The sequence below is a fragment of the Saccharomonospora xinjiangensis XJ-54 genome (genome assembly GCF_000258175.1).
Taxonomy (GTDB): domain Bacteria; phylum Actinomycetota; class Actinomycetes; order Mycobacteriales; family Pseudonocardiaceae; genus Saccharomonospora; species Saccharomonospora xinjiangensis.
The window spans coordinates 1,868,247-1,895,240 of sequence record NZ_JH636049.1; the positions used below are offsets into that span (position 1 = coordinate 1,868,247).

27 protein-coding genes and 3 tRNA genes are annotated in these 26,994 nt (G+C 67.7%); 5 read left to right on the forward strand and 25 right to left on the reverse strand.

Translation table 11 applies throughout. The features are described from left to right. Positions 1 to 339: 339 nt before the first annotated feature. The 13 genes from SACXIDRAFT_RS07950 to rplJ form a co-directional block, all read right to left on the reverse strand. Positions 340 to 1,578, reverse strand: a complete 1,239-nt coding sequence (locus SACXIDRAFT_RS07950) for a hypothetical protein (RefSeq protein ID WP_006238033.1) — start codon at positions 1,576 to 1,578, stop codon at positions 340 to 342. A 52-nt stretch (positions 1,579 to 1,630) separates the two neighbouring features. Continuing rightward, positions 1,631 to 2,386 (reverse strand): hypothetical protein, encoded by a 756-nt coding sequence (locus SACXIDRAFT_RS07955; protein ID WP_006238034.1) that lies wholly within the window; start codon positions 2,384 to 2,386, stop codon positions 1,631 to 1,633. Between the two features lie 59 nt (positions 2,387 to 2,445). Beyond that, complete coding sequence (locus tag SACXIDRAFT_RS07960; RefSeq protein ID WP_006238035.1) at positions 2,446 to 3,708, reverse strand: MCE family protein; 1,263 nt, start codon at positions 3,706 to 3,708, stop codon at positions 2,446 to 2,448. Continuing rightward, a complete protein-coding gene (locus SACXIDRAFT_RS07965; protein WP_006238036.1) occupies positions 3,708 to 4,913 on the reverse strand; it encodes an MCE family protein in 1,206 nt (401 codons plus the stop codon). Before SACXIDRAFT_RS07965 ends, SACXIDRAFT_RS07960 begins: the two co-directional genes overlap by 1 nt. Beyond that, the gene (locus SACXIDRAFT_RS07970; RefSeq protein ID WP_006238037.1) at positions 4,910 to 6,094 is read right to left on the reverse strand and encodes an MCE family protein; all 1,185 of its coding nucleotides are present in this window, start codon (positions 6,092 to 6,094) and stop codon (positions 4,910 to 4,912) included. The genes SACXIDRAFT_RS07965 and SACXIDRAFT_RS07970 overlap by 4 nt, the downstream gene beginning before the upstream one ends. Beyond that, positions 6,091 to 7,077, reverse strand: coding sequence for an MCE family protein (locus SACXIDRAFT_RS07975; protein ID WP_006238038.1), 987 nt, complete (start codon positions 7,075 to 7,077; stop codon positions 6,091 to 6,093). Before SACXIDRAFT_RS07975 ends, SACXIDRAFT_RS07970 begins: the two co-directional genes overlap by 4 nt. Beyond that, a complete protein-coding gene (locus tag SACXIDRAFT_RS07980) occupies positions 7,074 to 8,105 on the reverse strand; it encodes an MCE family protein (RefSeq protein ID WP_006238039.1) in 1,032 nt (343 codons plus the stop codon). The genes SACXIDRAFT_RS07975 and SACXIDRAFT_RS07980 overlap by 4 nt, the downstream gene beginning before the upstream one ends. A gap of 67 nt (positions 8,106 to 8,172) precedes the next feature. Then, the gene (locus SACXIDRAFT_RS07985; protein ID WP_006238040.1) at positions 8,173 to 9,495 is read right to left on the reverse strand and encodes an MCE family protein; all 1,323 of its coding nucleotides are present in this window, start codon (positions 9,493 to 9,495) and stop codon (positions 8,173 to 8,175) included. After that, entirely contained in the window at positions 9,492 to 10,331 is an 840-nt protein-coding gene (locus SACXIDRAFT_RS07990) for an MlaE family ABC transporter permease (RefSeq protein WP_006238041.1), read from the reverse strand. Before SACXIDRAFT_RS07990 ends, SACXIDRAFT_RS07985 begins: the two co-directional genes overlap by 4 nt. Before the next feature lie 3 nt (positions 10,332 to 10,334). After that, on the reverse strand, positions 10,335 to 11,129 hold the full coding sequence (locus SACXIDRAFT_RS07995) for an MlaE family ABC transporter permease (protein ID WP_005453196.1): 795 nt from the start codon (positions 11,127 to 11,129) through the stop codon (positions 10,335 to 10,337). Then, positions 11,126 to 12,280, reverse strand: a complete 1,155-nt coding sequence (locus SACXIDRAFT_RS08000) for an ABC transporter ATP-binding protein (protein WP_006238042.1) — start codon at positions 12,278 to 12,280, stop codon at positions 11,126 to 11,128. Before SACXIDRAFT_RS08000 ends, SACXIDRAFT_RS07995 begins: the two co-directional genes overlap by 4 nt. Before the next feature lie 194 nt (positions 12,281 to 12,474). Continuing rightward, a complete protein-coding gene (rplL, locus tag SACXIDRAFT_RS08005; RefSeq protein ID WP_006238043.1) occupies positions 12,475 to 12,867 on the reverse strand; it encodes a 50S ribosomal protein L7/L12 in 393 nt (130 codons plus the stop codon). A 54-nt stretch (positions 12,868 to 12,921) separates the two neighbouring features. Next, positions 12,922 to 13,467, reverse strand: coding sequence for a 50S ribosomal protein L10 (gene rplJ / locus SACXIDRAFT_RS08010; RefSeq protein ID WP_006238044.1), 546 nt, complete (start codon positions 13,465 to 13,467; stop codon positions 12,922 to 12,924). A gap of 526 nt (positions 13,468 to 13,993) precedes the next feature. Here rplJ and SACXIDRAFT_RS08015 point away from each other — a divergent pair. Continuing rightward, on the forward strand, positions 13,994 to 14,875 hold the full coding sequence (locus SACXIDRAFT_RS08015) for a hypothetical protein (RefSeq protein WP_006238045.1): 882 nt from the start codon (positions 13,994 to 13,996) through the stop codon (positions 14,873 to 14,875). Between the two features lie 78 nt (positions 14,876 to 14,953). Here SACXIDRAFT_RS08015 and rplA read toward each other — a convergent pair whose 3' ends face one another. The 5 genes from rplA to SACXIDRAFT_RS08040 all read right to left on the reverse strand — a co-directional run bounded on the left by rplA (position 14,954) and on the right by SACXIDRAFT_RS08040 (position 17,776). After that, positions 14,954 to 15,673, reverse strand: a complete 720-nt coding sequence (gene rplA, locus SACXIDRAFT_RS08020; protein WP_006238046.1) for a 50S ribosomal protein L1 — start codon at positions 15,671 to 15,673, stop codon at positions 14,954 to 14,956. 104 nt (positions 15,674 to 15,777) lie between these two features. After that, positions 15,778 to 16,209: a 50S ribosomal protein L11 gene (rplK, locus tag SACXIDRAFT_RS08025; RefSeq protein WP_006238047.1), complete on the reverse strand. Its 432-nt coding sequence runs from the start codon at positions 16,207 to 16,209 to the stop codon at positions 15,778 to 15,780. 82 nt (positions 16,210 to 16,291) lie between these two features. Continuing rightward, positions 16,292 to 17,149 (reverse strand): transcription termination/antitermination protein NusG, encoded by an 858-nt coding sequence (gene nusG / locus SACXIDRAFT_RS08030; RefSeq protein ID WP_006238048.1) that lies wholly within the window; start codon positions 17,147 to 17,149, stop codon positions 16,292 to 16,294. Between the two features lie 79 nt (positions 17,150 to 17,228). Beyond that, positions 17,229 to 17,669: a preprotein translocase subunit SecE gene (gene secE / locus SACXIDRAFT_RS08035; RefSeq protein ID WP_006238049.1), complete on the reverse strand. Its 441-nt coding sequence runs from the start codon at positions 17,667 to 17,669 to the stop codon at positions 17,229 to 17,231. A 34-nt stretch (positions 17,670 to 17,703) separates the two neighbouring features. Continuing rightward, a tRNA-Trp gene (locus tag SACXIDRAFT_RS08040) sits at positions 17,704 to 17,776 on the reverse strand. Between the two features lie 194 nt (positions 17,777 to 17,970). Here SACXIDRAFT_RS08040 and SACXIDRAFT_RS08045 point away from each other — a divergent pair. The 4 genes from SACXIDRAFT_RS08045 (at position 17,971) to SACXIDRAFT_RS08060 (ending at position 21,584) form a co-directional block, all read left to right on the forward strand. Then, entirely contained in the window at positions 17,971 to 19,200 is a 1,230-nt protein-coding gene (locus SACXIDRAFT_RS08045; RefSeq protein WP_006238050.1) for a pyridoxal phosphate-dependent aminotransferase, read from the forward strand. Between the two features lie 174 nt (positions 19,201 to 19,374). Then, positions 19,375 to 19,725: a GntR family transcriptional regulator gene (locus tag SACXIDRAFT_RS08050; RefSeq protein WP_006238051.1), complete on the forward strand. Its 351-nt coding sequence runs from the start codon at positions 19,375 to 19,377 to the stop codon at positions 19,723 to 19,725. After that, positions 19,722 to 20,705: an SdpI family protein gene (locus tag SACXIDRAFT_RS08055; RefSeq protein WP_006238052.1), complete on the forward strand. Its 984-nt coding sequence runs from the start codon at positions 19,722 to 19,724 to the stop codon at positions 20,703 to 20,705. The genes SACXIDRAFT_RS08050 and SACXIDRAFT_RS08055 overlap by 4 nt, the downstream gene beginning before the upstream one ends. Before the next feature lie 39 nt (positions 20,706 to 20,744). Further along, positions 20,745 to 21,584 carry an SGNH/GDSL hydrolase family protein gene (locus tag SACXIDRAFT_RS08060; protein ID WP_006238053.1) on the forward strand — a complete coding sequence of 280 codons (840 nt, stop codon included), beginning with the start codon at positions 20,745 to 20,747 and terminating at the stop codon, positions 21,582 to 21,584. 51 nt (positions 21,585 to 21,635) lie between these two features. On the opposite strand, the gene SACXIDRAFT_RS08065 is transcribed toward SACXIDRAFT_RS08060, so the two are convergent. The 7 genes from SACXIDRAFT_RS08065 to SACXIDRAFT_RS08095 form a co-directional block, all read right to left on the reverse strand. Then, positions 21,636 to 22,061: a MaoC family dehydratase gene (locus SACXIDRAFT_RS08065; RefSeq protein WP_006238054.1), complete on the reverse strand. Its 426-nt coding sequence runs from the start codon at positions 22,059 to 22,061 to the stop codon at positions 21,636 to 21,638. Positions 22,062 to 22,063: 2 nt separating this feature from the next. Then, positions 22,064 to 22,507 carry a MaoC family dehydratase N-terminal domain-containing protein gene (locus tag SACXIDRAFT_RS08070; RefSeq protein ID WP_040922533.1) on the reverse strand — a complete coding sequence of 148 codons (444 nt, stop codon included), beginning with the start codon at positions 22,505 to 22,507 and terminating at the stop codon, positions 22,064 to 22,066. 107 nt (positions 22,508 to 22,614) lie between these two features. Further along, entirely contained in the window at positions 22,615 to 23,712 is a 1,098-nt protein-coding gene (locus SACXIDRAFT_RS08075) for a S1 family peptidase (protein WP_006238056.1), read from the reverse strand. 186 nt (positions 23,713 to 23,898) lie between these two features. Continuing rightward, positions 23,899 to 24,063: a 50S ribosomal protein L33 gene (gene rpmG, locus SACXIDRAFT_RS08080; RefSeq protein ID WP_006238057.1), complete on the reverse strand. Its 165-nt coding sequence runs from the start codon at positions 24,061 to 24,063 to the stop codon at positions 23,899 to 23,901. Between the two features lie 31 nt (positions 24,064 to 24,094). Then, positions 24,095 to 24,167, reverse strand: a tRNA-Met gene (locus SACXIDRAFT_RS08085). A gap of 15 nt (positions 24,168 to 24,182) precedes the next feature. Continuing rightward, positions 24,183 to 24,255: transfer RNA gene (locus tag SACXIDRAFT_RS08090), tRNA-Thr, on the reverse strand. Between the two features lie 75 nt (positions 24,256 to 24,330). Then, positions 24,331 to 26,991 carry a putative bifunctional diguanylate cyclase/phosphodiesterase gene (locus SACXIDRAFT_RS08095; RefSeq protein ID WP_006238058.1) on the reverse strand — a complete coding sequence of 887 codons (2,661 nt, stop codon included), beginning with the start codon at positions 26,989 to 26,991 and terminating at the stop codon, positions 24,331 to 24,333. Positions 26,992 to 26,994 lie beyond the last annotated feature (3 nt).

Consider the following 26,994-nt stretch of genomic DNA (forward strand, 5'->3'; position numbering starts at 1 on the left):
CCTTCCGGGGACATAGCTGGTTGAGCAGCCGCGCTAGCAACTCGTAACGCGGACTGTCAAGGGTGCGGTGTTGCCGACCATCCTAGCTACCGCACGTGGGCAGCCTGAAAGTGGGCAGCGCAAAGAAGCAGTCTAGCCCGCAACAGGAGAGTTGTCGAGGGGACACACTCGATGGCTTGACATTCGATCGCCGATCGAGGCCCAGCCTCGCGCTTTACCTCTCCTTCTCATGTCCCGGTCCGCCTCCCGCAAGGCGGCTTCCGTGTTGCCTGTAAGCGTGAACCCCCGAAGACTCTGAGTCAAGCGTCGATCAGCGGTTCACCACCGGTTGGCGCAGCGTCAGTTACCCTCCGTCGAATCTCCAGCCTGCGACGATGTCGGTTCCGAGTCGGTCGGCGCCGCGCCCGATCGAGTGCCGGTTCCCGTTGAACCGTAGACGTTCAGGTCGGCCACCTTCCACGCGCCGTCCCGCCGCTCGGCCTCGAACCACATGGCGGCAGGGCCGCCCATCGGCTTCTCGTTGCCCGCGCGGGTCGCCACTTGATCAACGTAGACCATGACCTTGGCCCTGTCGTCGCTGAGGGACACCACCGCGCTGCGAACCGCCGTGGTGGTGACGACGATCTTCTGCTTCGCCGCCTGCTCGCGGTAGTCGCCCATCAAGGCGTTGTAGGTTCCCCGGACCTCGTCACCTGCGAGGAAGCGCTCCGCCGCCTTGTCGGTGGCGCCCATGTCCTGGTAGTTCACCGAGAACAGCCGCTGGGCCGCGTCCTCCATCGCCTGCTTGACCTCCGCTGTCGTGGCGACGTCCACCAGCGCCGTGTTGGCCGCCACGCTCGTGGCCTCGCTGTGCCTGATCTTGAAGAACACCGCCAGGCCCGACAGGACCAGTGTGGCCACGAGCAGGGCCACCAGGACGGGGTAGCCGGCAGGGCGCCCTCCGGTGGTCTCGCGCGGCTCGCCGTGTCCAGCCCGATCGCGGCCCGAGTCGCCGGACCCGGAAACGGGAAGATCGACCTCACTGGCATTGACGGGCCGCCGCGTGCCCCTGTCGCGCGCCTTGGGCCTCGGGCTCGGACGGTCGCGTACTACCTTCCTCGCCGGAGCCCGCTCGGTACCCGATGCCTCGGGCCCGGTCGCCTCGGGCGGCTCGGTCGTGGTCGCCTCGGTCGTGGTCGCCGCTGGCCCCGTCTCCTCAGGCCCGGTAGTTCCGGCCTCGGTCGGGTCGGTCGTGGTCGGCTCGGTCGTGGTCGCCTCGGTCGTGGTCGCCGTGGTCGTCTCGGTCGGCTCGGTCGGCTCGGTCTGGGTCACTTCGGCTTCCGGAGTCCCGGATGCCGCCGCCGATGCGGGTCGCGGGGTGTCCACCTCCGCTGCCTCGACCGTCTCGGTCGCCTCGGCTGTTGCCTTCCCGTTCTCCGGGGTCGCGGGCTCGTCCGCCCGCTGCGCGGTTCCGGTGCCGCTGTCGGTGTGCTCGGGGACACGCTTGGTCGGAGACGGCTTTCGCAGACCCGCGACCCTGGGGCGGCGGGTCGGTGAGGGCGGGAGCGCGCCGGGAATCCGGCGCCGGGAGGATGGCATCGGGGGATCTCCTGACTGGTCGTGCGGCAGCTCGGGCAAGAAGGATCGCGGGTCAGCCGCTGGCGCCGTAGTCCACCGGCGAGATGCCTGCCACCTTCCACGACTGCTCCGAGGAGTCGCCGGGGGCGCGTTCCATCCGCAACTGCATCCGCAGGGTCTTGGTGCCGCTGCCCTTCTCCTGCGTGACGGTGAGTTCCACGACGGCCAGTGCGAGTGCCTTGCCCTCGTGGACGTTGAGTTCCTCGACGGCGACGTCGGCGACCCTGGAATCCACCTTGGTCTTGGCCTTGCTGATGGGCTCGCGGTACTCCTGCTCGGTCCGCGAGATCTCCTCGAGCAGGTCGCCCGTCGCGATGTCCTTCTGCCTGCGGAAGTACTCACCGGGGTTCGCCGAGTCGAGGCCCGTGAACGCCACAACTGCCTTGCCGACCGCGGCCACGACGGCTTCGCGGGACTCGGCGATGCGCACGTCGTCGCTGCTCGCGGCGCTCTGCCACTGCACGCCGAACACGATGGCGACCACGAGTGAGGCCGACGCGAGTGCCGCGGCCACGAACACGAAGGGCCTGGGTGGCCCCGACCGCGCGGGCCGGGCTTCGTCACCGGCTTCTCCCGGCTCGCCCGCGTCGGCGGTGCGGTCTTCCGGCTCCGTCGCGGCTTCGGCTCCCGCTCCGGCTTCTTGCCCGTTTGCGGTTCTCTGCTCGGTTCCGGTTCTCTGCTCGGTTCCGGTCTCGCTGTCCTCGTGCTCGGCGGTTGCCGGGCGGGTTCGCTCCTCGTCCGGTTCCGGGCTTTGCTCGTCCGAACTCATGGCGCTCCAGACTAGGTCGGGGTGGGTGTCGTCGGGCTGAGTCGTACCTGCCTGCCGCGTCAGTCCTCCAGTCCGACGAGTTGCCTCAGGCTGGTGATCGACAGCCCTTCGCTGCCCGCGAGCCCGAGAGCACCGCGCCGCAGCGATGCGAGCTGTTCGGAGTCGCGGTTGCTGTTATCTCGGACCTGCTGCTCGGTCGGCGCGACGGGGACGCCGTTGAACGGCGCGTTCTGCGATCCGCGCACCGCGATGGGGCTTCCCGTGGGTTCCGCGCAGTAGGCGTCGGCGTAGGGCTCACGCTCGCTGGTCTCGTTGCCCGGCCGGTATTCCTCCGGCGGGCGGTAGCCCTTGGTGCAAGCGGGAGGGTTGAACAGGTTGAGCACCATCCCGAGGTGGGCTGTGCCGTCGCCTGGGGTCACGCTGTAGGCGCCTGCCGCGACGAGTGGATAGGTGACGAATGCCTGTTCCAGCCCATCGAGCCGGGTGACGAGGACGTTCGACGTGGTCAGGAGGTTGGCCACCAGCGTGCTCAGGTCGGGGCCCGACTCGGCGAGTACCTCCCTGACGGTGGTGGCCGCGCCGGGTGCGGTTTCGATCAGGCGGCGGAGGTCGCCGTCGGAGTCCCTGAGCGTCTGCGACAGGTCCTTGAGGTCGGCGCTGAACGACCGCATGTGGGTGCTCAGGTCGTTCTGGGTGCGCAGCACCGTGGTGCCGTCTTCGAGCAGCCGCACGGTCTGCGGCAGGTATTCCCTTGCCACTCGGGTGAATTCACCTGTGGTGTCCAGCAGCGTCTGGAGGTGGCGGCCGGTGCCGTGGAATGCCTCGTAGGACTCGTCAACGACCGTGCGCAGCGAGTCGGTCGGTACCGAGGAGGCGAGGGCGTCGAGATCGGTGATGAGGTCCTGAGCCGGGACGGGGGTGCTGACGTCGTCTGCCGGGATGACGTCGCCGTCTTCGAGGTAGGGGCCGTCGTCCGTGACCGGCCTCAGATCGACGTACTGCTCCCCGACCGCGGACCGGTTGGCGATGGCGGCGTGCAGTTTCCGTGGCACGGCCGGCGCGTCGGGTTCGATGAGCAGTGCGGCCGAGAGCCCGTCGTGGGTGAGGGTGAGCGGCCCGACCTCGCCGATGTTGTAGCCGCGGTAGGTCACCTCGGCTCCGGTGAAGATGCCCCCGGATTCGGACATCTGGAGGTGCACGGTGTAGCCGCCGGAGCCGAACGTCTTCTCGATGTCGGTGAACCGCACGAGGGCGTAGCCGATCGCCAGTACCGAGATGACGAGGAAGGCGACCAGCTGGATCTTGGTCTTTCGAACGAGCATCAGCGACCGCCTCCCACGATGTCGTCGAGCAGCCCGCCGAGGTCGCTGTCGCCGGTTCCTTGCTCGCCGTAGCCGTCCTCGCCCGGCAGCGGCAGCATCGAGGAAGTGTCGCCGGGGTCGGTCTCGCGGGGCTGGGTGAGATCTCCGACGACCGGAACGCCACCCAGCGGGTTCTGCCTGCTCCGGCCGATGTTCGCGAGGATCTCCTTCAAGTTCAGGTCGAGTTCGAGGTAGAGATTCATGTAGTCGCCCTTGACGCCCTCGGCGGCCGCGTCGGTGAACGGGTAGGTGAGCATCAGTTCGAGGGCGTTGGGCAGGTCGGACCCGGCCTCTCCCAGCTTCCGGAGTGTGGGCAGCAGGGCTTCGAGGTTGGCCACGAGGTCCTCCTGGCCCGCGTTGACCGTCTCGACGGCGACCTCGGAGAGCCCGTCGAGCGCGTTGAGCATGTCAACGAGCTGGTCACGCTGGCGTTCGAGGACTTCAAGGCCGGGACCGAGGTCGGTGACGGCGACGGCGATCTTGTCGCGCTGGGAGTTGAGGGTGGACGACAGCCGGTTGAGCCCGTCGAGGGCCGCGGTGATGTCGCCGGACTGCTCGTCGAGCGCCCGCACGAGTTCCTCGGCGTTGTGCAACAGCGCCTTGAGGTCGGGCGCGTTGCCGTGCAGTGCGGCACCGAGTTCCTCGGTGATGGTGTTGAGTTGTTCGACGCCGCCGCCGTTGAGGAGCATGGACAGCGCGCCGAGGACTTCCTCGACCTCGACGCTGCGGTTGGTGCGTTCGACCGGGATGAGGTCGCCGTCTGCGAGCCGTCCCGCTGCCCCTGCCGGTCCTGCCTCGGTCTCGGAGGGCGCGGCGAGTTCGACGTACTTCTCGCCGAGCAGGCTCGACTGGCGCAGGTTGGCGATGGCGCCCTTGGGCAGTTCGACGTCGCCGTTGATCGTGACGACGACCTCGGCCGTCCACCCGTCTTCGGCGAGTCCGACCTCCTCGACGGTGCCGACCGGTACCTCGCCGACGCGCACTCCGGCCTTCGGGACGAGGTCGAGGACGTCGCGGAAGTGCACGCGCACGGTGTAGGGGTCGTCGCCGAGGTCCGCGCCGCCGGGAAGTGGGACGTCGTGGACGCCTTCGAATCCACTGCATCCTGCGGTCACGAAGAGTGTGGCGGCGCAGGCTGTGGCGAGAACTGTGCGGATCGGCCTCATCGTTGCCCTCCCGTGCCGGTGATCTGGCCGACGAGCGGCAGGGGCAGCGGCGGTAGCTTGCCCTTGTTGAGCGCGTTCACCGATTCCGCCAGTGACGGCAGTTCCACTGCTCCTTCGAGGACGCCTGCGACGTCCGCGCAGAGGTTGCCCAGCGCGTCGAGTGCTTCGGGTGTCTGCCTGAGCAGGTTGCAGACCATGAGGATCGGCGGTTCGGTGAGTTCGTTCATGTTGGGACGGGCGTCGAGGGTGCCGGATGCGCCGTTGTAGGTGTTGGCGAGGTTGCCGAGCGCGAGAGGTGCGATGTCGAGTGTCTCGGCGAGTGCCGCGCGTTGTTCGACCAGGACCGCTGTGATGTCGGCGAGCTTGCCGACGTTGGACTTCACGCGCTCCCGGTTGGCGTTGATGAACTCGTCAACGGTGCCGAGCGTGGTCCCGAGTTCGGAGACCGTCGCGGCGAGGTTGTCGCGTTCGGCCGCGAGGAAGTCGCTGACGTCGGCGAGTTGCCGCTCGAACCGCCGTACCTCGTCATCGCTGGCCGCGAGGGTGCCGGAGAGTGTGGCGAGGTTCTCGACCGTGACGAAGAGGTCTTCCGAGTTGCCTGACAGTGTTCCGGCAGCCTTGCCCAGTTTGGTGATGGAGTCGTGCAGGGCCTTGCCGTTGCCGTCGAGGTTGGCTGCCGCGGTGTCGAGCAGGTCGGAGAGGGAACCGTCCGCGTTGGCTCCGTTCGGCCCGAGCGCCTCGGAGACCCGGCTGAGGCTCTCACCGAGTTCGTCGATCTCCAGCGGCACGGCTGTGCGGGAGAGTGGGACGACCGCGCCGTCGGCGAGTTCCTCCCCTCCGGTGTAGGCGGGGGTGAGCTGCACGTAGCGATCGGAGACCAGCGATGGCGCGACGAGGACGGCGCCTGCGTCGGCGGGGACGGCGAACCGGCGGTCGTAGGTCATCTCGACCCTGACACGGTCGCCTTCCGGCTGGATGGTCGTCACCTCGCCGACCTCGACGCCGAGGATGCGGACGCTGTTGCCCTCGTAGAGGCCGATGGCCTCGGTGAAGTAGGCGGTGACGTGTTTGGAGTTCGCGTCCCTTAGTGTCCACCACAGTGCTCCCGCCACGACGAGCCCGAGAACACAGGCGACGGTGACGCCTCTGGCGAGTTGCTGTGAAAGCCGGGTGCCGGTCATCGCGCGTTGCACCCCTCTTCGTTGAGTGGGCCGATGGACGGCAGGAGCAGGCCGCAGATGTAGTTGTCGAACCAGCGGCCGTTGCCGATGGTGTTGTTGAAGACCCTGACGAACGGCGCGAAGTTCGCGATGCCTTCCGACAGCGATTCCTGGTTGCGTTCGAGCATGTCGGTGAGCTGGTCGAGTTGCCGGAGTACGGGGTCGAGTTGCTCTTCGTTGTCGTCAACGAGGCCGCGGAGCTGGCTCGACAGTTCGCGGGTGCCGTCCAGCATCGCGCGGATCGCCTCCTCGCGAGCCGACAGCTCTTCCAGCAGCGCGTTGCCGTCCTCGATGAGGGTGGCGAGTTCGGCGTCCCTGTCGGCGAGGGTCTGGCTGACCTGGCGGGTGCCGTCGAGGAGTTCTGCGAGCTGCGCGTCGCGGGAGGCGATGGTGTCGGACAGCTTCGACAGCCCGTCCAGCGCGCCGCGCACGTCGTCGGGGGTGTCGGCGAAGGTTTCGGACAGCGCGTCGAAGCTCTGCGCGAGTTGATCGACGTCGATTTCGTCCACCGTCTCCGAAAGGTCGCGGAACGCGTCGAGCACGTCGTAGGGCGCTGCGGTGCGGTCGAGCGGGATGGTGTCGTTCGGGTCGAGGGTGTTCTCGCCGACGGGGTCGAGGGAGAGATACTTCTGGCCGAGCAGAGTTTTTATCTTGATTTCGGCTGCTGTGCGGTCTCCGAGCCATGCGTCGGAGACCTTGAAGGACACCAGGACCTTCGCACCGTCGAGTTCGATGTCCGTAACCTGGCCGACCTTCACCCCGGCGATACGCACCTCGTCGTCGGTGCGCAACCCGGCTGCCTCGCTGAACTCGGCGCGGTAGGTGGTGCCGCCGCCGAGCAGCGGCAGGTCGTCGGAATTGAGGGCGGCGAGCGTGCCGAGCAGCATCAGTGTGAGCCCCACGAGTGCGATGGGCACGGGGTTGCGCTTGGAGAAACTGGTCATGACAGGCACCGATCCCGGTTGGCAGGCAGCATCGGGAGCGACACCGGCTTGTCGCCGAGGCCGGTGATGGTGATGTTGCCTTTCGCTTCGCACAGGAAGAAGTTCAGCCACGAGCCGTAGTCCGCTGTGGACGACAGCCGATCCACCTTCTTCGGCAGGTATTGGATGAAGTGCTCGACGACGTCCTCGTGGTCGTTGAGGTTGCCTGCGAGTTCGCCGAGTGCGTCGATGTCCTCGCGCAGCGGCTCGCGGGCTTCCGCGAGCAGACCTGCGGTGGTCTGGGTGAGGTCGCCGATGGAGTCGATGGCCTCGCCGATGGGTTCGCGGTCGCTCGCGAGGCCCGAGACGAACTTCTGGAGCCTGCTGATGAGCTGGGACAGCTGCGGGGTGCGTTCGTTGAGCGTGTGCAGCACCTGGTTCAGGTTGTCGATCACCTCGCCGATGACCTTGTCCTTCTCGGCGAGTGTGGTGGTGAGCGACGCGGTGTGGGCTAGCAGGCTCTCCACGGTGCCGCCCTCGCCCTGGAGTACCCGGACGATCTCGTAGGAGAGTGTGTTGACGTCCTCGGGTGACAGCGCGCGGAACAGCGGCTTGAAGCCGTTGAACAACTCGGTGAGATCGACGGCGGGGCGCGTGTTCTCGAGCGGGATCGTTCCACCTTCGTCGAGCGTGCCCCTCGGCGGTCCTTCGCCGCGTTCCAGCGAGATGTAGCGCTGGCCGACGAGGTTGCGGAACTTGATGACGGCGACGACGTTGGACGGCAGTGTGCGGCCGCTGTCGAGTTCGAACTCGACCTCCGCGATCCTGCGATCGACGATGCGGACGTCGGCCACCTGGCCCACTCGCACTCCTGCGATGCGGACGTCGTCACCGGCGAGCACCGAGGTGGCGTCGGTGAACCGCGCCTTGTAGATGTCGGTGTCCGACGTGTTCACGCCTGCGATGCTCAGGCCGAGTATGGCGGTGAAGACCACTGTAGTGATCACGAAGATCCCGAGCTTCACCAGTGGTGAGACGAGTCCCTTCACGCGATCACCTCCTCACTGCCGCCCTGCTGTCGCTGTCGTCGCAGCCTGTTCGTCGTGCCCTGCCCGCTCATTCGACGGTCACCTCCGCGCCCCGGTAGAGGGGGGCCACGAGCAGCGAACCCCACGCGGGCACCTCGGACGGCGCGAGTCCCACCCTCGGTCCCGCGAGCTGGGCGACCAGTGCGTACTCGCCCGCGGTGTTGGCGGGGTTGCCTGCCGGGGCGGCTGCACCGCCCGCGAAGTTGTTGAGCCCGGTCGCGGATGTCTCCGCCGCGGAAGGGTGCTCGGTGCCGTCCTTCGGCGGACCGTCCGGCGGATACTGTGGGAACGGGTCGGGATACTCGTCCATGTCGTAGCAGCGCGGACCGCGCTTGTCGTTGTACTCAGGCTCGTCCTGCCCCGCCTTGTACGGGCCTCTGTCCACTGTGATCTCCAGGGTCGCGTGGAGCCCGGGCTTTCCGGTGCCCTTCCCGAACGACTCGTCGATCCTGGGAACAAGTTCGGCCATCTGTCCGAGGAAGCACGGGTAGGAGGGGGCGTAGGCCGCCAGCAGTTCCGCCGTCGGCCTCGCCGTCCTGCCGAGGCCGATGAGATTGGACTTGTTCGCGTCGAGGAACGTGTCGAGGTCACTCGACGCCGCCGTCACCGTGCGGTACATCGTGTCGAGGTTGTAGCGCTGTTCCACGACGGTGCGGCTGGTAGCGCTGAGGTTGTCGAGCGTGGTCAACAGGTCGGGGGCGACGTCGGAGAGGTTGCCGGAGAACTCGGCCAGCTCACGCAGGTTCTCCTGCAACGCCGGCACGTGCGGGTTCAGCTCCCGTAGGTAGGCGCCGAGCTCCGACAGCGTCTCCCCGAGTTGCTCCCCCCTGCCCTCCAGCGCCGTGGAGATCGCGGACAGCGTGCTCGACAGCTTCTCGGGCTGCACGGCCTGCAACACCGGAAGGAGGTTGTCGAGCGCCTGCTCCAGCCTCACGGCGTCCTCTGTCCGGTCCTGCGTGATGACGGTGCCATCCGAAAGGGAGGCTGGGGCGGGCCGCTCGGGGATGTCGAGGTCAACGTAGCGCTCACCGAACAGGGTTTTCGGCAGGAACCTCGCCGAGGTGTTGGCCGGCACCAGCTTCGCCTGCTCCGGGTCGAGGTGCAGGACCAGCTCCGTGCCCGTCGGTGTCGCCTCAATGTCACCGACACGGCCGATGATCAGACCCCTGACCTTGACGTCCGAGTTCGGCGCGAGCTGGTTGCCGATGGCACCGGCCTGCACCCGCACGGTCACCTGCTCGGTGAAGGCCCTGTTGTAGATGGCCACGCTCAACGCGATGCCGCCGACGAGAATGCCCACAAGCAGCAGACCGAGGAGTCTGCGACGAATCGTCGCCACCGTCGTGCTCATCCCGCGATCCTCACCGTCGTGTCAGTGCCCCAGATGGCGAACCCGATGAAAAAGTTGACCACTGCCACCGTCACGATCGACAGCCGAACAGCCCTGCCGACGGCGATGCCCACACCGGCTGGGCCGCCGGTCGCCCGGTACCCGTAGTAGCAGTGCATGAGGATGATCAGCACGCTGAAGATCAGCACCTTGACGAAGGAGTAGAACACGTCCTCGGGGGGCAGGAACATGTCGAAGTAGTGGTCATATGTTCCCGCCGACTGCCCGTAGAGGTGCACGACCACGGTCCGCGACGCGAGATACGAGCTGAGCAGGCCGATCACGTAGAGCGGGATCACCGCGACGAATCCGGCAATGATGCGGGTCGTCACCAGGTACGGGAGGCTCGGAACTCCCATCACCTCCAGCGCATCGACCTCCTCGGAGATCCGCATCGCGCCGAGCTGCGCTGTGAACCCCGCGCCGACGGTCGCCGACAGCGCGAGACCTGCCACCAGCGGCGCGATCTCCCTGGTGTTGAAGAACGACGTCAGGAAGCCGGTGAAAGCCGAGGTGCCGATGGAGTCCAGCGCCGAGAATCCCTGAAGCCCCACGAGGACACCGGTGAACAGCGTCAACCCCACCATCACACCGACCGTGCCGCCGATGACCGCCAGCGAACCGGAGCCGAAGCTGACCTCGGCGAGCAGCCGCAGCACCTCCCTGCTGTAGCGGCGGATCGCTCTCGGCGCCCACGCGAGCGCACGCAGGTAGAACGACATCTGGTCGCCGAGCGTGTCCAGTGTCTCCAGTGGACGGTTGGCGAGATTCTTCGCGTTCTGTAGCAGTCGGGCCATCGATCAGTCCAGCTTCGAGGGGACGAGCTGCAGATAGATCAGCGTGATCACCGTGTTGACCACGAACAGCAGCAGGAACGTGATGACGACGGACTGGTTCACGGCGTCGCCGACCCCCTTCGGGCCGGGCGGCGGGTTCAGTCCCCTGTACGCCGCGACGACGGCGGCGATGAAACCGAAGATCAGCGCTTTGATCTCGCCGATCCACAGGTCGGAAAGCTGTGCCAGCGCCGAGAAACTCGCCAGGTACGCGCCCGGTGTGCCGTCCTGCAGCACGACGTTGAAGAAGTAACCTCCGAGCACCCCGATGACGCTCACCATGCCGTTCAACAGGACGGCGACGAACATGCACGCCAGCACCCTCGGCACCACGAGCCGCTGCACGGCCGAGACGCCGAGCACCTCCATCGCGTCGATCTCCTCACGGATCGTGCGCGCGCCGATGTCGGCGCAGATCGCCGACCCGCCCGCACCCGCGACGAGCAGAGCCACCACGAGCGGGCTCGCCTGCTGCACCGTCGCGAGCACGCTGCCCGCACCCGTGTACGACTGCGCACCGAGTTGTTTCGCCAGCGACCCGAACTGCATCGAGATGACCGCGCCGAACGGGATCGCCACCAGCGCCGTCGGCAGGATCGTCACACTCGCGATGAACCATGCCTGCTGGATGAACTCCCTGAACTGGAACGGCCGCTGGAAGACTCCGCGTGCGACATCGAGACCCAGCGCGAACAACCTTCCGGTCTCACGCAACATCCCGAGCCCGGGAATCCTGGCCGTGGAGGCCGGTGAACTCATAAGCGTCCTTGCCGATGCGGTCCTGGCCTGGTCACGTCGGTGGGACCGGGCTCAATCGGCTGGGTCCACTCGGAGCCCGGGATCGTGGCGACGTCGCCGGTGGGCAGCGTGCCGCTCTGAGCACCCACGAGGTCGCCGCTGCGGGCGCTGTAAACGCCGTAGCGGCGCTGCTCCTCCGGCGACAACGAGGCGATGATCGACTGGCGGGCGGCGTCCGGCAGCGTGTGCAGGATGCGCATCACCCGGTCCTTACGCCGCCGAGCGCCCTGCCGTTCCGGCAAACCCGGCGTCGGCTGCATCTGCGGCGGCACACCCGCGACCTCCTCGACACCACCGGCGTGATGACCTGCCTCGAACATCGCCCTCTCCGCGGCGAGCGTGGCCGAGTCCTTCTCCTCCGACATGCCGATCGGCCCGTCCATGCGCCCATTGAGGAACTGCTTCACCGCGGGCTCCTCGCTGGTGAGCAGCACCTCGCGAGGGCCGAACATCACCAGTTCCTTGCGGTAGAGCATGCCCAGGTTGTCCGGCACGGTCCTCGCGAGGTTGATGTTGTGGGTGACGATCAGAAATGTGGCGTCGATCTGGGCGTTGACGTCGATGAACAACTGCGAGATGTACGTGGTGCGCACAGGATCGAGACCGGAGTCCGGTTCATCGACGAGAATGATCTCCGGGTCGAGCACGAGCGCCCTCGCGAGACCGGCACGTTTCCGCATACCACCGGAAATCTCGCCGGGAAGTTTCCGTTCCGCACCGGACAAACCGGTCATCTCAAGCTTTTCGAGAACGATCCTGCGAATCTCGGTCTCGGATTTCTTCGTGTGCTCACGCAACGGGAACGCCACGTTGTCGTAGAGGTTCATCGAACCGAACAGCGCACCGTCCTGGAACAGCACCCCGAACAGCTTCCGCGTTTCGTAGAGCTTGCGTTCCGAACACCTGACGATGTCCACGCCGTTGATCACGCAGGTGCCTCTGTCCGGTTTCAACAACCCGATCATGGACTTGAGGAACACGGACTTGCCGGTGCCCGAAGGGCCGAGCATCACCGATACCTCGCCGGGCGGCAACGTCAGCGTGACATCACGCCAGATGGTGTGCTTGCCGAAGGACTTGCTCAGACCTTCGATGACCACCTCGGCACCCATCGCACCTCCCGGATTGTTTTCGTGGCGCGTCAACAACGTGCAACGAGTTCAGGGCGCGCAGGTTACTCACGAGTTCCGAAGGGAGCACCGGTCTGTGGCCCGCAGCACACTAACCCACGACCGGGTGAATACAAAAAGGCGGGCCGCTCGTCTCTCGACGAACGACCCGCCCTTGTCGCGACAGCGGCGTCAGCTCACTTGAGCGAAACCTTCGCGCCGGCAGCCTCGAGCTTCTCCTTGGCGGCCTCGGCGGCCTCCTTGTCAACCTTCTCGAGCAGCGGCTTCGGAGCGCTCTCGACCAGCTCCTTGGCCTCCTTCAGGCCAAGGCCGGAGACGATCTCGCGGACGACCTTGATGACCTGGATCTTCTTGTCGCCTGCGCCCTCGAGGACGACGTCGAACTCGTCCTTCTCCTCCTCGGCCGGAGCGGCGGCGCCGCCCGCAGCGCCCGGGGCGGCCATGACGGCGGCCGGGGCGGCGGCGGTGACGTCGAAGGTCTCTTCGAACTTCTTCACGAACTCGGACAGCTCAAGCAGCGTCAGCTCCTTGAAAGCGTCGAGCAGTTCGTCGGTGCTCAGCTTCGCCATGATGGCGTTCCTTCCTCTAGCGGACTCGTGGGTGGTGAGTCGGGTGGGTGGTTGTCAGCTCTCGGCAGCCTCGTCGGCGCCGCCTTCGGACTTGCGCTTGTCCTCCAGCGCGGCGGCCAGGCGCGCGACCTGGGACGCCGGGGCCTGGAACAGGGCGGCGGCCTGGGACAGCTTCGCCTTCAGCACACCCGCCGTCTTGGCGAGCAGCACCTCGCGGCTCTCCAGGTCGGCAATCCGCTCGATCTCGCTGACCGAGAGGGCCTTGCCGTCCATGTAGCCGCCCTTGATGACGAGGGCGTTGTTGTCCTTCGCGAAGTCGCGGATCGCCTTCGCGGCCTCGACCGGCTCACCCTCGACGAACGCGATCGCCGTGGGACCGACGAACAGCTCGTCGAGCCCCTCGACGCCCGCCTCGGCGGCGGCACGCTTGACGAGGGTGTTCTTCGCGACCCGGTACTTGGCGGTGTCGCCGAGAGCGCGGCGCAGCTCGCTGAGCTGGGACACGGAGAGGCCGCTGTACTGGGTAACGACGGCAGCCGAGCTGGTGCGGAACCGGTCCGCGATCTCGGCGACGGCCGCCACCTTGTCGGGCTTCGCCATGGTCGCCTCCTCTCTTGGCTTCGGTGACCACCGGCGGGCCCGGACCCCCACAAACGACAAAACGCCCCGGCGCAGCAGGCGCGGGGCGTGGTTTCGCGAGCCGGACTCCCATCCAGCGCTCGCTTCGACGAGCCTCGTCCTCCTGCGCAGGCCGCCCGACGTTGGTACGGGACCTTCGTTTCCCACGCCCTGCGCGGGAAAGACCAGCGGTCTTCGGTAGAACCTCGACCAGCATACGCTCCCCGCGAACCGCTCCAACGCCCACCCCCGCAAGCCCCAACGCCGTGTCCGCACCTCCCGCACGCGTGCCAGCACCTCCCGCACGCGTGCCCGCACCTCCCGCACAGTGCCTGCACTTCTCGCACGCGTGCCCGCGTCGTGCGGTGCAAACACCCGTGCACAGACTGCGGACACGGCACGCTGCGTCTCGTGTCCGCACTTCTCGCACGCGTGCTTGCACTTCTCGCATCGGTGTCCGCAGGAAATGCTCGTTCCGCCGGTCACAAGTCGTGTGCGAGAGGGCATCATGGGTGACGTGGTGGAGCAGCGAGGAGACGGAACGTCCGGCGAGGCGGACGACGAGATCGAGATCGTGCCCGACGTGCCGCGCGCGGGTACCGAACTCACCCCGGCCACCCCGGATCTCGACCCGGAACAACTACGCCAGTTCCAGCAGTTCCAGGAATTCCAACGGTTCCAGCAGTTCCAGCAGTTGCAGCAGCAAGCCGCAGGAGGAGCAGGACAGAGCGCGAGCCTGCGCACCGCAACCGGTACAGACCTCGCCGTGCCGCCGCAACCGGCTCAGAGCACGAGAAAGGTTCCGGGCTGGCTCCAGTGGCTCGGCAGGAAGCTCCTCGGCTGGCTGATCTTCTTCCTGCTGCTCGCGATCTTCGCAACCTGGGCGTTCAACGAACTCTTCGGCTCCGACGACGACAACAGCACCGAGGCCGCAGCGCGCATGGGCGGCGGGACCTACCACACCGAGGAACTGCTCGCGAAGGAACCACACGAGGCCGTGCGCAAGGTCTACGACGCCATCGCGCAGGAGGACCCTTCCACCAACCGACCGCTGATCGCCGAGGCGTGCGGGCACTTCGACAACGATCGAGGCATCCAGCAACTCTTCGCGACCAACACCGGCCACCCCGATTGCCGGGCCGCCGTGCTGGCGTTGCACGAGCAGGTGACGCACGTCAACGACTACGCCGAGTCGATCTTCCCGCGCTGGTACGACCCCGACGCCACCACGGTCCGCGTCGATTCGTGCGACTTCACCGTCGAGGGCGGCCCCGCACTCGGGACCTTCGAGGTCACCCAGGTCGAGATGGGTCAGTGGCTCATCACCGATCACGAACCAGGACCCACCACCTGCCCGTCACCGCGAACCTCCACCACCGATGGCAACTGACCGGCTTCGCATGCGCCGCTGAGAACGACGAAGGGGCGGCCATCCCACCGGATGACCGCCCCTTGAGTCAGTTGCCCGTCAGGCGTTGGCCTCTTCGGACAAGAGGTTGCGCGTGCGAGCGGGATCGACGGGGATGCCCGGCCCCATGGTGGTGGAGAAGGTGACCTTCTTCAGGTAACGGCCCTTCGACGACGACGGCTTGACGCGAAGCACCTCGTCGAGCGCGGCGGCGTAGTTCTCCACCAGCTTCTCGGTGTCGAACGACGCCTTGCCGATCACCATGTGCAGGTTGGCCTGCTTGTCAACCCGGAAGCTGATCTTACCGCCCTTGATGTCGGCCACGGCCTTGCCCACCGCAGGGGTCACGGTGCCGGTCTTCGGGTTCGGCATCAGGCTCCGGGGGCCGAGGATGCGGGCCACACGGCCGACCTTCGCCATCTGGTCCGGCGTCGCGATCGCGGCATCGAAATCGAGCCAGCCACCCTGGATGCGCTCGATCAGGTCGTCGGAGCCGACCACGTCGGCACCGGCGGCTTCGGCCTCCGCGGCCTTGTCGCCGGTCGCGAAGACGATGACGCGGACGGTCTTACCCGTTCCGTGCGGCAGGTTCACGGTGCCGCGGACCATCTGGTCGGCCTTGCGGGGGTCCACGCCGAGCCGCATCGCGACCTCGACGGTGGCGTCCATCTTGATCTTCGAAGTCTCCTTGGCGAGCTTCGCGGCCTCCAGCGGCGTGTACAGCCGCTCGCGGTCGATCAGCTCGGCGGCCTGGCGGTAGGCCTTGCTGCGCTTGGTCATGTTCTGTCCTTACAAGTTCGTGACGGATCAGTTGTGGTGCGGGTCAGCGCGTGGCCCTTCCACAGGTGGTGTGACAGCCGGAGACGGCCATCGGCTCACCACGATCACTCAACCGTGATGCCCATCGAGCGAGCGGTACCGGCGATGATCTTGGCTGCCTGCTCGACGTCGGTCGCGTTGAGGTCGGACTTCTTGGTCTCAGCGATCTCGCGGACCTGGTCCCACGTGACCTTGCCGATCTTCGTCTTGTGGGGCTCGCCGCTGCCCTTCTCAACGCCTGCGGCCTTCAGCAGCAGCTTCGCGGCCGGCGGGGTCTTGAGCTTGAAGTCGAACGAGCGGTCCTCGTACACGGAGATCTCGACCGGCACGACGTTGCCACGCTGCGACTCGGTCGCCGCGTTGTACGCCTTGCAGAACTCCATGATGTTGACGCCGTGCTGACCCAGCGCCGGGCCGACGGGAGGAGCCGGGTTCGCGGCGCCCGCCTGAATCTGCAGCTTGATGATCGCTGCGAGCTTCTTCTTCTTGGGTGGCATTCTTCGTTCCTGTTCAGTGTCGCTCGCCCTCACGCCCCTGCCGTGGCGTGAGGCTTTGCCTGCGGCCGAGCGTTCTCGGCCGTCAGATCTTTGAGACCTGGGTGAACGACAGCTCGACCGGCGTTTCCCGGCCGAAGATCGACACCAGGACCTTCAGCTTCTGGGCGTCCGCGTTGACCTCGCTGATCGTCGCGGGCAGCGTGGCGAACGGGCCGTCCATGACGGTGACGGACTCGCCGACCTCGAAGTCCACCTCGACGGCACCGGCAGCGGCGGGCCGCTCGGCGGCTGCCGCCTCACCCTTGCCTGCCTTCGCGGGCGCCGGCTTCTCCACCTTCGGGGCGAGGAACTTCAGAACGTCCTCGAGACCGAGTGGCGAGGGGCGAGAGGTGGCTCCGACGAAACCGGTGACGCCCGGAGTGTTGCGCACCGCGCTCCACGAGGCGTCGTTCAGTTCCATCCTGACGAGGATGTAGCCAGGGAGGACCTTGCGCTGCACGATCTTCCGCTGGCCGTTCTTGATCTCGGTGACCTCTTCGGTCGGCACCTCGATCTGGAAGATGTAGTCCTCGACGTCGAGAGTCTGGCGGCGGGTTTCGAGGTTCGTCTTGACCTTGTTCTCGTACCCGGCGTAGGAATGCACGACGTACCACTCGCCGGGGAGGGAACGCAGTTCCTGTCGCAGCTTCTCGACGGGGTCCTCGTCCTCCGCCTGCTCGCCGCCCGCTGTGTCTTCCGCGCTCTCGGCGCTCTTCTCGGTGGTGGCGCCACCGGCCTCCGGGGCGTCTGGAGCGCCCGAAGGCTGCTCGGCCTCGGCCGTTTCCGGCACCTCGGCGGTCTCGGTGGCATCCGAGTCCACGCCGCCGTCGGCGGCGAGTGCCTGCTCCTCGGAGAGGCCAGTCAGGTCCTGACCGGCTCCTGAGCCGTTCTCGGAGGTCACTTTCCGTCCTCTCAGTTGATCGCGTGTGGTGGTCGCGGGCGCCGCGTGGACGCCGCCACCCGCGAGGAAGTCAGGCCACCTAGTCGCCGAAGACGACGTCAACGCCCTCAAGGAACACGAAGTCGAGTCCCGCGACGAGCGCCACCATGAACACCAGGAAGAGCAGCACCACCGTGGTGTAGGTGACCATCTGCTTCCGCGTAGGCCAGATGACCTTACGCAGCTCGCCCCAGACCTCGCGGATGAAGCGCCCGATGCGGGTGAACAGCGAGCCCTTCTTCGCGTCCCTGCGGTTCCGTTTCGGCGTCGGCGCTCCCTTGCCTTCGGGCTTGGCGACCTTCTCTGAGGTCTTTCCCTTCGGCGAGGGCCGCTTCGTCGATTCCGTGCTCCTCCCGGCGCCGACGCCGGCCGGTGTGTCCTTCCGGTCAGCGGAGGCACGCCGTGCGCGCCGAGCCGCGGCGGTGTCCGGACGGGAAGGGCGGTCAGCCCTTTCCTTGTCCTTCTCCCCGTCCTCGCTCACGAGCTACTCCTCCGCTCCACCTGACACGTCAACGCAGGGGTGACAGGACTTGAACCTGCAACCTGCGGCTTTGGAGGCCGCTGCTCTGCCAGTTGAGCTACACCCCTTCGAGCGGTGACCCACTCACAAGGACGTTCTTCACCGGCCCCGCAGAGGCTGTGGGGCCGATTCCGTACGTTCCAAGTTCAGCAGTCTACGGCAAGCCCGACAGTGCCTCGCAACCACGCCCTCGTTACAGCGTGCCGGGCGCCTCGGGGAGGGCTGCTGCCTGGCACAACGGTGTCCGTGAAAAAATGTCGGCATGGCCACACCCGACAGCACGCCCGGCTCCCGTCCCCGAGTGTCCGCCCGCATCGCGGGCATCAAGCCGTCCGCGACGCTCGCCGTCGATGCGAAGGCGAAGGCGCTCAAGGCCGAGGGCCGTCCGGTGATCGGCTTCGGTGCCGGACAGCCCGACTTCCCGACTCCCGACTACATCGTCGAGGCCGCCGCGGCAGCGGTGCGCGACCGCAGCAACCACGGCTACACGGCAGCGGCGGGCCTTCCCGAGCTGCGTGAGGCCATCGCGGCGAAGACGCTGCGCGACTCCGGATTCTCCTGCGACGCCTCGCAGGTGCTGGTGACCAACGGCGGAAAGCAGGCCGTGTACTCGGCCTTCGCCACGTTGCTCGACCCGGGTGACGAGGTTCTGCTGCCCGCCCCCTACTGGACGACGTACCCGGAGTCGATCACTCTGGCCGGTGGGATTCCCGTGCAGGTCACGGCCGACGAATCGACCGGCTACCGCGTCACGGTCGAGCAGTTGGAGGCAGCTCGCACGGAGCGCACGAAGGTGCTGCTGTTCAACTCGCCGTCGAACCCGACCGGCGCCGTCTACTCCCGCGAGGAGGTCGAGGCGATCGGCAGGTGGGCCGCCGAGCGCGACGTCTGGGTGGTCACCGACGAGATCTACGAACACCTCGTCTACGACGGCGTCAAGGCCGAGTCGCTGCCCGTCGTCGTCCCCGAGATGGCCGACCGCACGCTGATCCTCAACGGGGTCGCGAAGACCTACTCCATGACCGGGTGGCGGGTCGGCTGGATCGTGGGCCCGCAGGACGTGATCAAGGCCGCGTCGAGCTTCCAGTCACACCTGTGCGGCAACGTCGCCAACGTGTCCCAGCGTGCCGCGCTCGCGGCCGTTGCCGGCCCCCTCGACGCGGTAGCCGAGATGCGCCGCGCGTTCGACGCCCGTCGCCGCAAGATCGTGGCGATGCTGTCGGAGATCCCGAACGTCGAGTGCCCGACACCGGAGGGTGCCTTCTACGCCTACCCGTCGGTGAAGGCGGTCCTCGGCAAGGAGATCCGCGGCGAACGTCCGGCGGACACGATCGAGCTGGCCGACCTGATCCTTCGCGAGGTGGAGGTCGCCGTCGTCCCCGGTGAGGCTTTCGGCACGCCCGGCTACTTCCGGTTCTCCTACGCCCTCGCCGAGGAAGACCTCGTGGAAGGCATCACGCGCGTGGCGCGCCTGCTCTCCGAAGCGACGTAGCCCGCGCCCTCGCGGCTCCTCTGCCACATCCTCGAAGCCCCTGGAGCATGTCGTGTGACGGCTCCAGGGGCTTCGTCGTGCGCGAGCCCTTTTGCCGAGCCTGCCGCGTGCCTTTCGCAAACCGCGCACCGAGATCCCACCCTCCGCTTGCTTTGTTCTATTAATATTAGAACTATGCTCTTCCGTGTCGATCCCTCGTCCCCGGCTCCGCTCTACGAGCAGGTCGCCGCGTCGGTCCGCCGCGCACTGTCCGAAAAGCGGATCAAGGCGGGCGACACGCTGCCGCCCGCTCGCGAGCTCGCGGATCTGCTGAAGATCAACGTGCATACCGTGCTGCGCGCGTACGCGATGCTGCGTGACGAGGGGATCATCGACCTCCGCCGAAGGCGGGGGGCCGTGGTGACCGGGACTGCCGACGGTTACGCCCGGCTTGCCGAACTCGCCGCCGAACTGGTGGCGGAGAGCAAGCGCACCGGTGTGAGCGAAGACGAGCTGGTCACGATCCTGAGGAGGAAGTTCTCGTGAGAAATCTGCCGATCCGCGTGGTCGTGGCCACGCTGGGCGTTCCCGCCCTGCTCGCCGTCATGGCGTTCGCCCTCCGTAGCGCGTTGTCGGATCGCCTGCCGGACAGGGTCGCCTCACACTGGGGCCCCTCCGGGGCGCCTGACCGCGCGGCCGATCTCGACGGTCTGGCGACCTGGACGCTGGCAGCCACTCTCGTCCTCGCCGTCGTGTTCACGGTGGCCGCGCTGATGCTGCTGCGTGCAGGCCGGGGCGCGTATCCACCGTTGATCGGGCTGGCTTCGGGGCTCGCGGTGACTCCCGTGGCCGGCCTCGCCGCCGCCATGCTCGCCACTCTCGACGCGCCCACCTGGCAACAGGCGTCGGGCCCCGCACTGCCGATCATGGTGCTCGTCGGCAACAGCGTGGTGGCAGGCGTGGTGTCGTGGCTCATCGCTCCGAATGTGCCGCCGAAGCGAGAGACGGCCGAGGCAGGCACCGAGAGCGTCGGCCTCGCCCCCGGCGAACGCGGAACGTGGGTGGGCGGCGCGACGAACGCGGGGTTGGCGGTCCTGTGCGTGGCGATCCCGCCTGTTGTGGTGGCCGTGATCGGCGCGCTGACCGGGTCGGTCCCCACGTGGAGCCTTTACCTCGTGCCCCTCGGCGCAGGGCTGCTCGCCGCCGTCGGGATCTCGCGGGTTCGCGTGACCATCGACGGCGAGGCTGTCACGATCCGGATGGGACTGCTCGGGTACCCGAGGCGCACCGTCCCGATCTCGGACATCACGTCGGCGGGAACGCGTTCACTCACGATGCTCGGCTACGGCGGCCTCGGGGTGCGGATGAACACCTCCGGCGACGTTGCCTACAAATGCCGCAGTGGTGCCGCTCTTGTGCTGAACCTGCGCTCGCAGCGCAGCGTGATCGCCACCGTCGATCACCCCGACGAGGCAGCGGGGCTCGTGAACGACCTCGTTCGGCAGGCCCACCACCAGGCTGGCTGATACAAATCGAATGTGCGCGGACGAGCAGGACTCGTGACGATGGCCGCAGCGGTGCTGGCGGTGCCGCTGGCGAGGTGTGCCGTCGGGGATCAACCACAGGCAGGGCCCCACCGCGATGAATCGCCGGTGCACTACGTCGCACTCGGCGACTCCTACACGGCCGCGCCCGGCACAGGCCGGACGGTGGGTTCTCCCGCAGGCTGCCAACGGTCGGACAACAACTATCCGCGCCTCGTGGCGGCCGAGGTCGGCGCCGACACGTTCACCGACGCCAGTTGCGGCGGTGCCACCACCGAGCACCTGACCCGGCCTCAGCAGACACCCGAAGGCACGAACCCGCCGCAACTGTCGGCGCTCACCCCGGAGACGACGCTCGTGACGGTGGGCATCGGCGGCAACGACATCGGGCTCGTCGAGTTGGCCGCCCAGTGCGGCGAGGTGGCCGAGGAGGGACGAGAGTGCGGCGACAGCATCGCGATCGAGGACCGGGTCGGCAGGACGGTATCGGCGGTGGCGTCGGTGGTCAGGGACATCAGGCGGAAGGCCCCCGGCGCTCGCGTCCTCGTGGTCGGCTACCCCGCGATCCTTCCCCGCGACCCCGCGGCGTGTGCGGATGTGCTGCCCCACTCGCCCGGGGATCTCGCCACGCTCCGCGAAGGTCTCCTGCTCCTCAACCACGTGCTTGAGGAGCAGGCCAACACGCACGGGGCCGAGTTCGTCGATACGGCAGACGTGACCGAGAACCACCACGTGTGCGCGCCGGAGGGGGCCTGGATCGAGGGACTCGAGTCCACGACGGGAGCCGCTCCCCTGCACCCCACCGCGCAGGGCGAGCAGGCCATCGCCGACGCCGTTCTCGCCGCCGTTCGCGGCCGCTGAGCCGGCAACGTCGCCACGCCGTCGTGGCCTGTGCCACCGGCGCGGCGATCGTCACAGCCGGACGACGGCCTGCGCCTTGCCGAGTACCGTGCGGCCCTCGAACTTGGCCGTGATGTCGATGCGGGCCGTGCCGTCGTCGCGCACCTCACCGACCTTGCCGGTGAACTCGACGAGCGCGCCGCTGCCGTCGTCAGGCACCACCACGGGGCGGGTGAAACGAGCGCCGTACTCCACGAGCCGCCCTGGATCGCCGAGCCAGCCGGTCACCAACCGGCCGCCGAGCGCCATGGTCAACATCCCGTGGGCGATCACACCCGGTAGTCCGACCTCGGTGGCGAACCGCTCGTTCCAGTGAATCGGGTTGAAATCCAGTGACGCACCCGCGTAACGCACGAGCTGGTCACGGGTGACGCGCACGGACAGCGGCGGCAACTCGTCGCCGACCTTCAGCTCCGCCTCGGCCACGGTCTCGGACATGGTCATTCCCCCCTCACCACCAGTTGCGCGTGCGTGGTGCAGACCGCTTCCCCCGCCGTGGTCTCCACGTCGGCGCGCACGTTCAGGAAGTCGTTGCCCGCGCGGGCGAAGACGTCGTCGATGTGCGTCGTCAGCCTCAGCACGTCACCCGCGTGCACCGGACGGTGGTGAGTGAACCGCTGGTCACCGTGAACCATGCGCGAGTAGTCGAGGCCGAGTTCGGGGTCGGCGACGATCGCGTTGATCGAGGCGAGGTTGATGATCGTGAGGAAGGTGGGCGGCGCGATCACGTCCGGATACCCCGCGGACCTCGCGGCATCGGGGTCACGGTACAGCGGGTTGTCGTCGCCGATGGCCTCGGCGAACTCCGCGATCTTGGCGCGGCTGACCTCGTACGTGGTGGTGGGCGGATACGTTCGCCCGGCGAAACTCGGATCCAGTGGCACGAACGGCAGGCTACCCGCCTCGGGCGCCGCTGACGCGGCGGTGGGTCGTGGACAGTGCGGGCGAAGTCCGTCCACGACCATCCTCGAACGCGACCTTCGGCCGAACGTCAGTTCAACCGGACACCGTATGCGCCGAGCGCCTCGGTGAGAGGTTGGAAGAACGAGCTGTCCTCACCCATACCCGAGGTGATCCCGAGGCCGACGCTCCCTGCGAACAGAGCACCGCCGGAGTCCCCCGAGCCCGCCGACGCCGAGGTCTGCACCAGCTCGTGGACCGCGCCCTGCGGGTAATTGACGGTGACGTTCGTGGCCTCGACGGTGCCGCAGGTGAGGCCCGTTGTGCTGCCACTCTTGCAGATCGACTGGCCGACGTGCGCGTCGGAGGCGGAAGCGATCTCTTGGACGGACCCGTCATACAAACTCACCGCGCCGGGCGCGCTGCCCGTGTCGTTGCGGATCAGGCCGTAGTCGTCGCCGGGGAAGCTCGCGTCCACCGAAGGACCGACATTCCACTGCGACACGGCGGCCGTGCAGTGCCCGGCATCGACGATGTAGTCCTGGCCACCGGAGTTGACGTTGAAGCCGGCCGAGCAGCGGCTGCCGCCGCCGGTGATGGCCTCACCGCCGTAGATGGCCGGCTCGAAACCGCCCGCGACGTGCTCGATCCTCACTGTGTCGCCCATGCGCTCCGCCGCTGCGAGCAGCCCGGCGGTGCCGGCAGCTCCGATTACGGCTTCACCGACCGTCACGACCACCTGGTTCGTGACGGGATCGACGGCGATCGCGGTGTGAGACACCTGCGGCAGGGCTTCGAGTTCGTCCCGCGCGGACTCCAGCTCGGCCGTCGTGCGGGTGACCAGTCTCGTCGTGACACCCTCGACGGAAGTGGCGGCGGACTCGTTCACGACGTTGACCACGGGCGCACCCGATTCGTCGAGGTACCCACCTGCGGCACTGTCGCCGAGTTGTGCCAGCGCCGCGTCGAGGGCACTCGTCGCGGCCTCCTGCGTGCGCAGCAACGCTTCCGCCGACGCCGTCCCCAGACCTCGTTCCGCCACCAGTGCGGACACCGCCTCCGCCCGGACATCGGTGGAGTAGCCCTCGATCGTCACCGTCGGGTCCGCGAAAGCCGTCGCAGGCGCCAGAGCACCGGCCAGCAACGCGCAGGCTCCCGCCGCGACCGCCGACCTCAGCAGCTCCCTCATGTCGGTCCCTCACTTCCGCAGGGTTGGAAATGGGTCCAAGCCAGAGTGGTCGCCGACACGGCGGGAAAGGTAGTCCCTATCGCTGGGTTTTTTCCAACGTTCCCGGCGCTATACTCGCGCCCACGCACAACGAAGCCGCCCTCGGATGGGCCGAGGGCGGCTTCGTGGAGCTGGTGGGACTACGCCTCAGCGCGTCTCCTTGTGCACCCGGTGCGTCCCGCAGTTCGGGCAGAACTTCTTCATCTCCAGGCGATCCGGGTCGTTGCGGCGGTTCTTCCTGGTGATGTAGTTGCGGTGCTTGCACTCCTCGCACGCCAACGTGATCTTCGGTCGTACGTCGGTGGCAGCCACAACGGCTCCTTACTCTCTCATCGAAACAGCGTAGCGGTGGCCGGACTCGAACCGGCGACACAGCGATTATGAGCCGCTTGCTCTACCGACTGAGCTACACCGCCTCGTAACACACACCGAGCCCCTTTACGGAATCGAACCGTAGACCTTCTCCTTACCATGGAGACGCTCTGCCGACTGAGCTAAAGGGGCCTGCCCTCTGGGCTGCACACAAGAATACAGCACCAGATCACCCCTCCGAGGCGGGGGTGGGTTCGCGGCAAAACCTCAGGTCAGCAGGGTCAGCACAGCCTCGGAAGCACGATCGAGCGAACGGACCGTCCTCGCCTGCAACCACGCCTCCAGCCGCTCCTCCGACAACGGCCGGGAGATGAGGTAGCCCTGAGCCACGTCGCAGCCCATGGCCTCCAGCTGATCACGGGCGAGGTCCTCCTCGACGCCCTCGGCCACCACCGTCAGCCCGAGCGAGTGCCCCAGCTCGACGATCGATCTGACCACAGCCAGGTCGCCGAGATCGGTCCCCATACCGAAGACGAAGCTTTTGTCGATCTTCACCTGGTCCACGGGGAGCTGCCGCAGGTAAGCCAGCGACGAGTACCCCGTGCCGAAGTCGTCCACGGCCAGCTCGATGCCGAGTTCGCTGAGCTTCCGCAGTATCGGCAGCGCCCTCTCCGGGTCCTGCATGACGTCCGACTCGGTCAGCTCCAGCGTCAGCAGCTCGCCGGGGACGCCGAACCGCTCCAGCGAATCGGCGACCCTCGCGGGGAACTCGGCGTCGGCGAGGTTGCGCACCGACAGGTTCACCGCCACGGAGATCCGCAGGCCCTCGTCCAGCCACCGCCGCACGCGGTCGAGCGCCGTGTCGAGGACGAACGAGGTGAGGACACCGACGAGCCCCGCGGCCTCGACGGCCGGGACGAACTCGTCGGGATTGACCCGGCCGAACTCCGGATGCTGCCAGCGCACCAGCGCCTCGACACCGAGCACCTGCTTGCCGGGCAGAGCCACCTTCGGCTGGTAGTGGACGGTGACCTGCCCCTCCTCGATAGCCTGCCGGAACTGGGTGACCATCTGGAACCGCCGCAGGAAGATCTGGCCCATGCTGGGGACGTACGACTTCACCTCCTCGCCGCCCCGCGTGGCTCTGACGGCCATGTCGGCCCGTTGCAGGAGGCTGTCCACGTCCGCCCGGTCGGCGTTCTCCTCAGCCGTCGTCGTGACGTAACCGACGACGGCGTTGGCCTCGACCATGAGCCGGTCAACGGGATACGGCGCGGAGAGTTCGCTTCGCAGCTTCTGGGCGATCCGTTGCGCGCACGCGGCGTCGCAGTCGGCGAGCAACACGGCGAAGGAGGCGCCCTCCACCCGCGCCAGCGGCACGTCGGGGCCGAGCGTGTCGCGCATCCTCCTGCCTGCCGCCATCAGCATGCGATCCGCCCACGTGTAGCCGAGCGCGTCACTGACGGTGGAGAAGACGTCGAGATCGACACGCAGCACCACCGAGTTCGCGCATGCTCGCAGCGGCACGGCCGCGACCTGCCGGAAGCCTGGCCGGTTGAGCAGACCGGTCAGCGGATCGTGGTAGGCGTCGTGGCGGAGCGTGGCGAGCAGCCTGCGGTTGTCGAGTGCGGTGGCGAGGTGGCTCGCCATCGTCCCGAGCAGTTGCACGTCGTACTTGCCGAAGCCCCGCCACCGCGAGAGCCGGTCGTGTGCCTCGACGATGCCGAGCAACTGGTTCGCCGACCGCAGCGGGACGGCGAGTGCCTCGCTGGCACCCCTGTCGAGCAGCGCCGTCCTGATCTGTGAGCCGGCCTCGGTGATCCGAAGGTGCCGCACATGCGAACCCGGCAGTCTTGCCAAGGGGTCGTCGGCAGCCACCTCGCCCTGCGCGGTGGCGGGTAGCTCGTCGCCGACCACCACGGTGCGCAGCGGTTCGTCGGGTTCGAGCCTGAGACGCAACACGATGCGGGCCGCAGCGAGCTGATCACGGATGCGTTCGGCGATGGTGGCCCATTCGTCGAGGTCAACGTCGCCGTCGATGTCGCCTGCCTTGCCCGCGGGGCGGGCCGCGACCTGCTGACCGGACCTCGCCACCATGAGGCTGACGTCGGTGAGCGCCTCCATGTCACGCTGCTCGCGAAGGAGGTCGGAGTACGCCCAGTACAGCGCCGCGAGTCCGAGGCTGACCGCAAGGACGATCGGCCACGCCTCCGGGGTCTTCGAGATGACGAGGTAGCCGGTGAGTCCGACGGAGGCGTTGACGAAGCCGACAACGAGGATCCGGCCCGCGAGCCGGATGACGGTACCCACCCGCATGCGGCGCCGCAGCACGCGGACGGCGGCCATCGCCAGCAGTGTGCTGGCCAGCGGCGCGGTGAGAGTACCGGCGAGCGCGGCGAGCCAGGGCACGGCGCCGGGATCGCCGAGTGCCTGACTCACGACGCCCGCGACGGCGAAGGCGCTCGTGACCTCGATGAGAAACGCGCCGGAGTTGTAGAGGACGCGGCCGGTGACGCGGCGGGCCAGCAACGTGGTGACGCCCGCGACGACGTGTGCCGCGAGCACCACCTCGAAGGGCGCGACCAGCAGGCCGATGACGAGGGGGATCTCGGTGAAGGAGATCGTCCAGGAGATGCCGCTGCGGACATCGACGTTGACACCGAGCTGTTCCGCGCCGAGGAACGCCAATGCGAGCAGCGGGCCGATCCACCACAGGTGCACCGATCCGTGGAAAGGCAGCCAGGCGGACACGGCGGCCGCCGCCGCGACGCCCAGTGTGAGCACCGCCACGGTGTAGAGGCGGAACCGCCGTTCGTCCGCGCGCGCCTCAGCCGTCGGGGTGTTCTCCTCGGTCGGCTGCCTTGCCGGGCTCGGTTCGTCACCCGGCGCGGTATCCGCCTCGGTGGTGTCGGCGTATGCGTCCGGCATGCA

Excerpts from the sequence above, each read along its gene's own strand:
- SACXIDRAFT_RS07995 (WP_005453196.1), bottom strand. The coding sequence starts at position 11,129 with ATGAGTTCACCGGCCTCCACGGCCAGGATTCCCGGGCTCGGGATGTTG.
- SACXIDRAFT_RS08050 (WP_006238051.1), top strand. The coding sequence starts at position 19,375 with ATGCTCTTCCGTGTCGATCCCTCGTCCCCGGCTCCGCTCTACGAGCAG.
- SACXIDRAFT_RS07970 (WP_006238037.1), bottom strand. The coding sequence starts at position 6,094 with ATGACCGGCACCCGGCTTTCACAGCAACTCGCCAGAGGCGTCACCGTC.
- SACXIDRAFT_RS07985 (WP_006238040.1), bottom strand. The coding sequence starts at position 9,495 with ATGAGCACGACGGTGGCGACGATTCGTCGCAGACTCCTCGGTCTGCTG.
- SACXIDRAFT_RS07960 (WP_006238035.1), bottom strand. The coding sequence starts at position 3,708 with ATGCTCGTTCGAAAGACCAAGATCCAGCTGGTCGCCTTCCTCGTCATC.
- SACXIDRAFT_RS08015 (WP_006238045.1), top strand. The coding sequence starts at position 13,994 with ATGGGTGACGTGGTGGAGCAGCGAGGAGACGGAACGTCCGGCGAGGCG.
- SACXIDRAFT_RS08060 (WP_006238053.1), top strand. The coding sequence starts at position 20,745 with ATGGCCGCAGCGGTGCTGGCGGTGCCGCTGGCGAGGTGTGCCGTCGGG.
- SACXIDRAFT_RS08045 (WP_006238050.1), top strand. The coding sequence starts at position 17,971 with ATGGCCACACCCGACAGCACGCCCGGCTCCCGTCCCCGAGTGTCCGCC.
- SACXIDRAFT_RS07955 (WP_006238034.1), bottom strand. The coding sequence starts at position 2,386 with ATGAGTTCGGACGAGCAAAGCCCGGAACCGGACGAGGAGCGAACCCGC.
- SACXIDRAFT_RS07990 (WP_006238041.1), bottom strand. The coding sequence starts at position 10,331 with ATGGCCCGACTGCTACAGAACGCGAAGAATCTCGCCAACCGTCCACTG.
- rplJ (WP_006238044.1), bottom strand. The coding sequence starts at position 13,467 with ATGGCGAAGCCCGACAAGGTGGCGGCCGTCGCCGAGATCGCGGACCGG.
- SACXIDRAFT_RS08075 (WP_006238056.1), bottom strand. The coding sequence starts at position 23,712 with ATGAGGGAGCTGCTGAGGTCGGCGGTCGCGGCGGGAGCCTGCGCGTTG.
- rplK (WP_006238047.1), bottom strand. The coding sequence starts at position 16,209 with ATGCCACCCAAGAAGAAGAAGCTCGCAGCGATCATCAAGCTGCAGATT.
- rplA (WP_006238046.1), bottom strand. The coding sequence starts at position 15,673 with ATGACCAAGCGCAGCAAGGCCTACCGCCAGGCCGCCGAGCTGATCGAC.
- SACXIDRAFT_RS08065 (WP_006238054.1), bottom strand. The coding sequence starts at position 22,061 with ATGTCCGAGACCGTGGCCGAGGCGGAGCTGAAGGTCGGCGACGAGTTG.
- SACXIDRAFT_RS07965 (WP_006238036.1), bottom strand. The coding sequence starts at position 4,913 with ATGAGGCCGATCCGCACAGTTCTCGCCACAGCCTGCGCCGCCACACTC.
- SACXIDRAFT_RS08095 (WP_006238058.1), bottom strand. The coding sequence starts at position 26,991 with ATGCCGGACGCATACGCCGACACCACCGAGGCGGATACCGCGCCGGGT.
- SACXIDRAFT_RS08000 (WP_006238042.1), bottom strand. The coding sequence starts at position 12,280 with ATGGGTGCCGAGGTGGTCATCGAAGGTCTGAGCAAGTCCTTCGGCAAG.
- SACXIDRAFT_RS07950 (WP_006238033.1), bottom strand. The coding sequence starts at position 1,578 with ATGCCATCCTCCCGGCGCCGGATTCCCGGCGCGCTCCCGCCCTCACCG.
- SACXIDRAFT_RS07975 (WP_006238038.1), bottom strand. The coding sequence starts at position 7,077 with ATGACCAGTTTCTCCAAGCGCAACCCCGTGCCCATCGCACTCGTGGGG.
- rplL (WP_006238043.1), bottom strand. The coding sequence starts at position 12,867 with ATGGCGAAGCTGAGCACCGACGAACTGCTCGACGCTTTCAAGGAGCTG.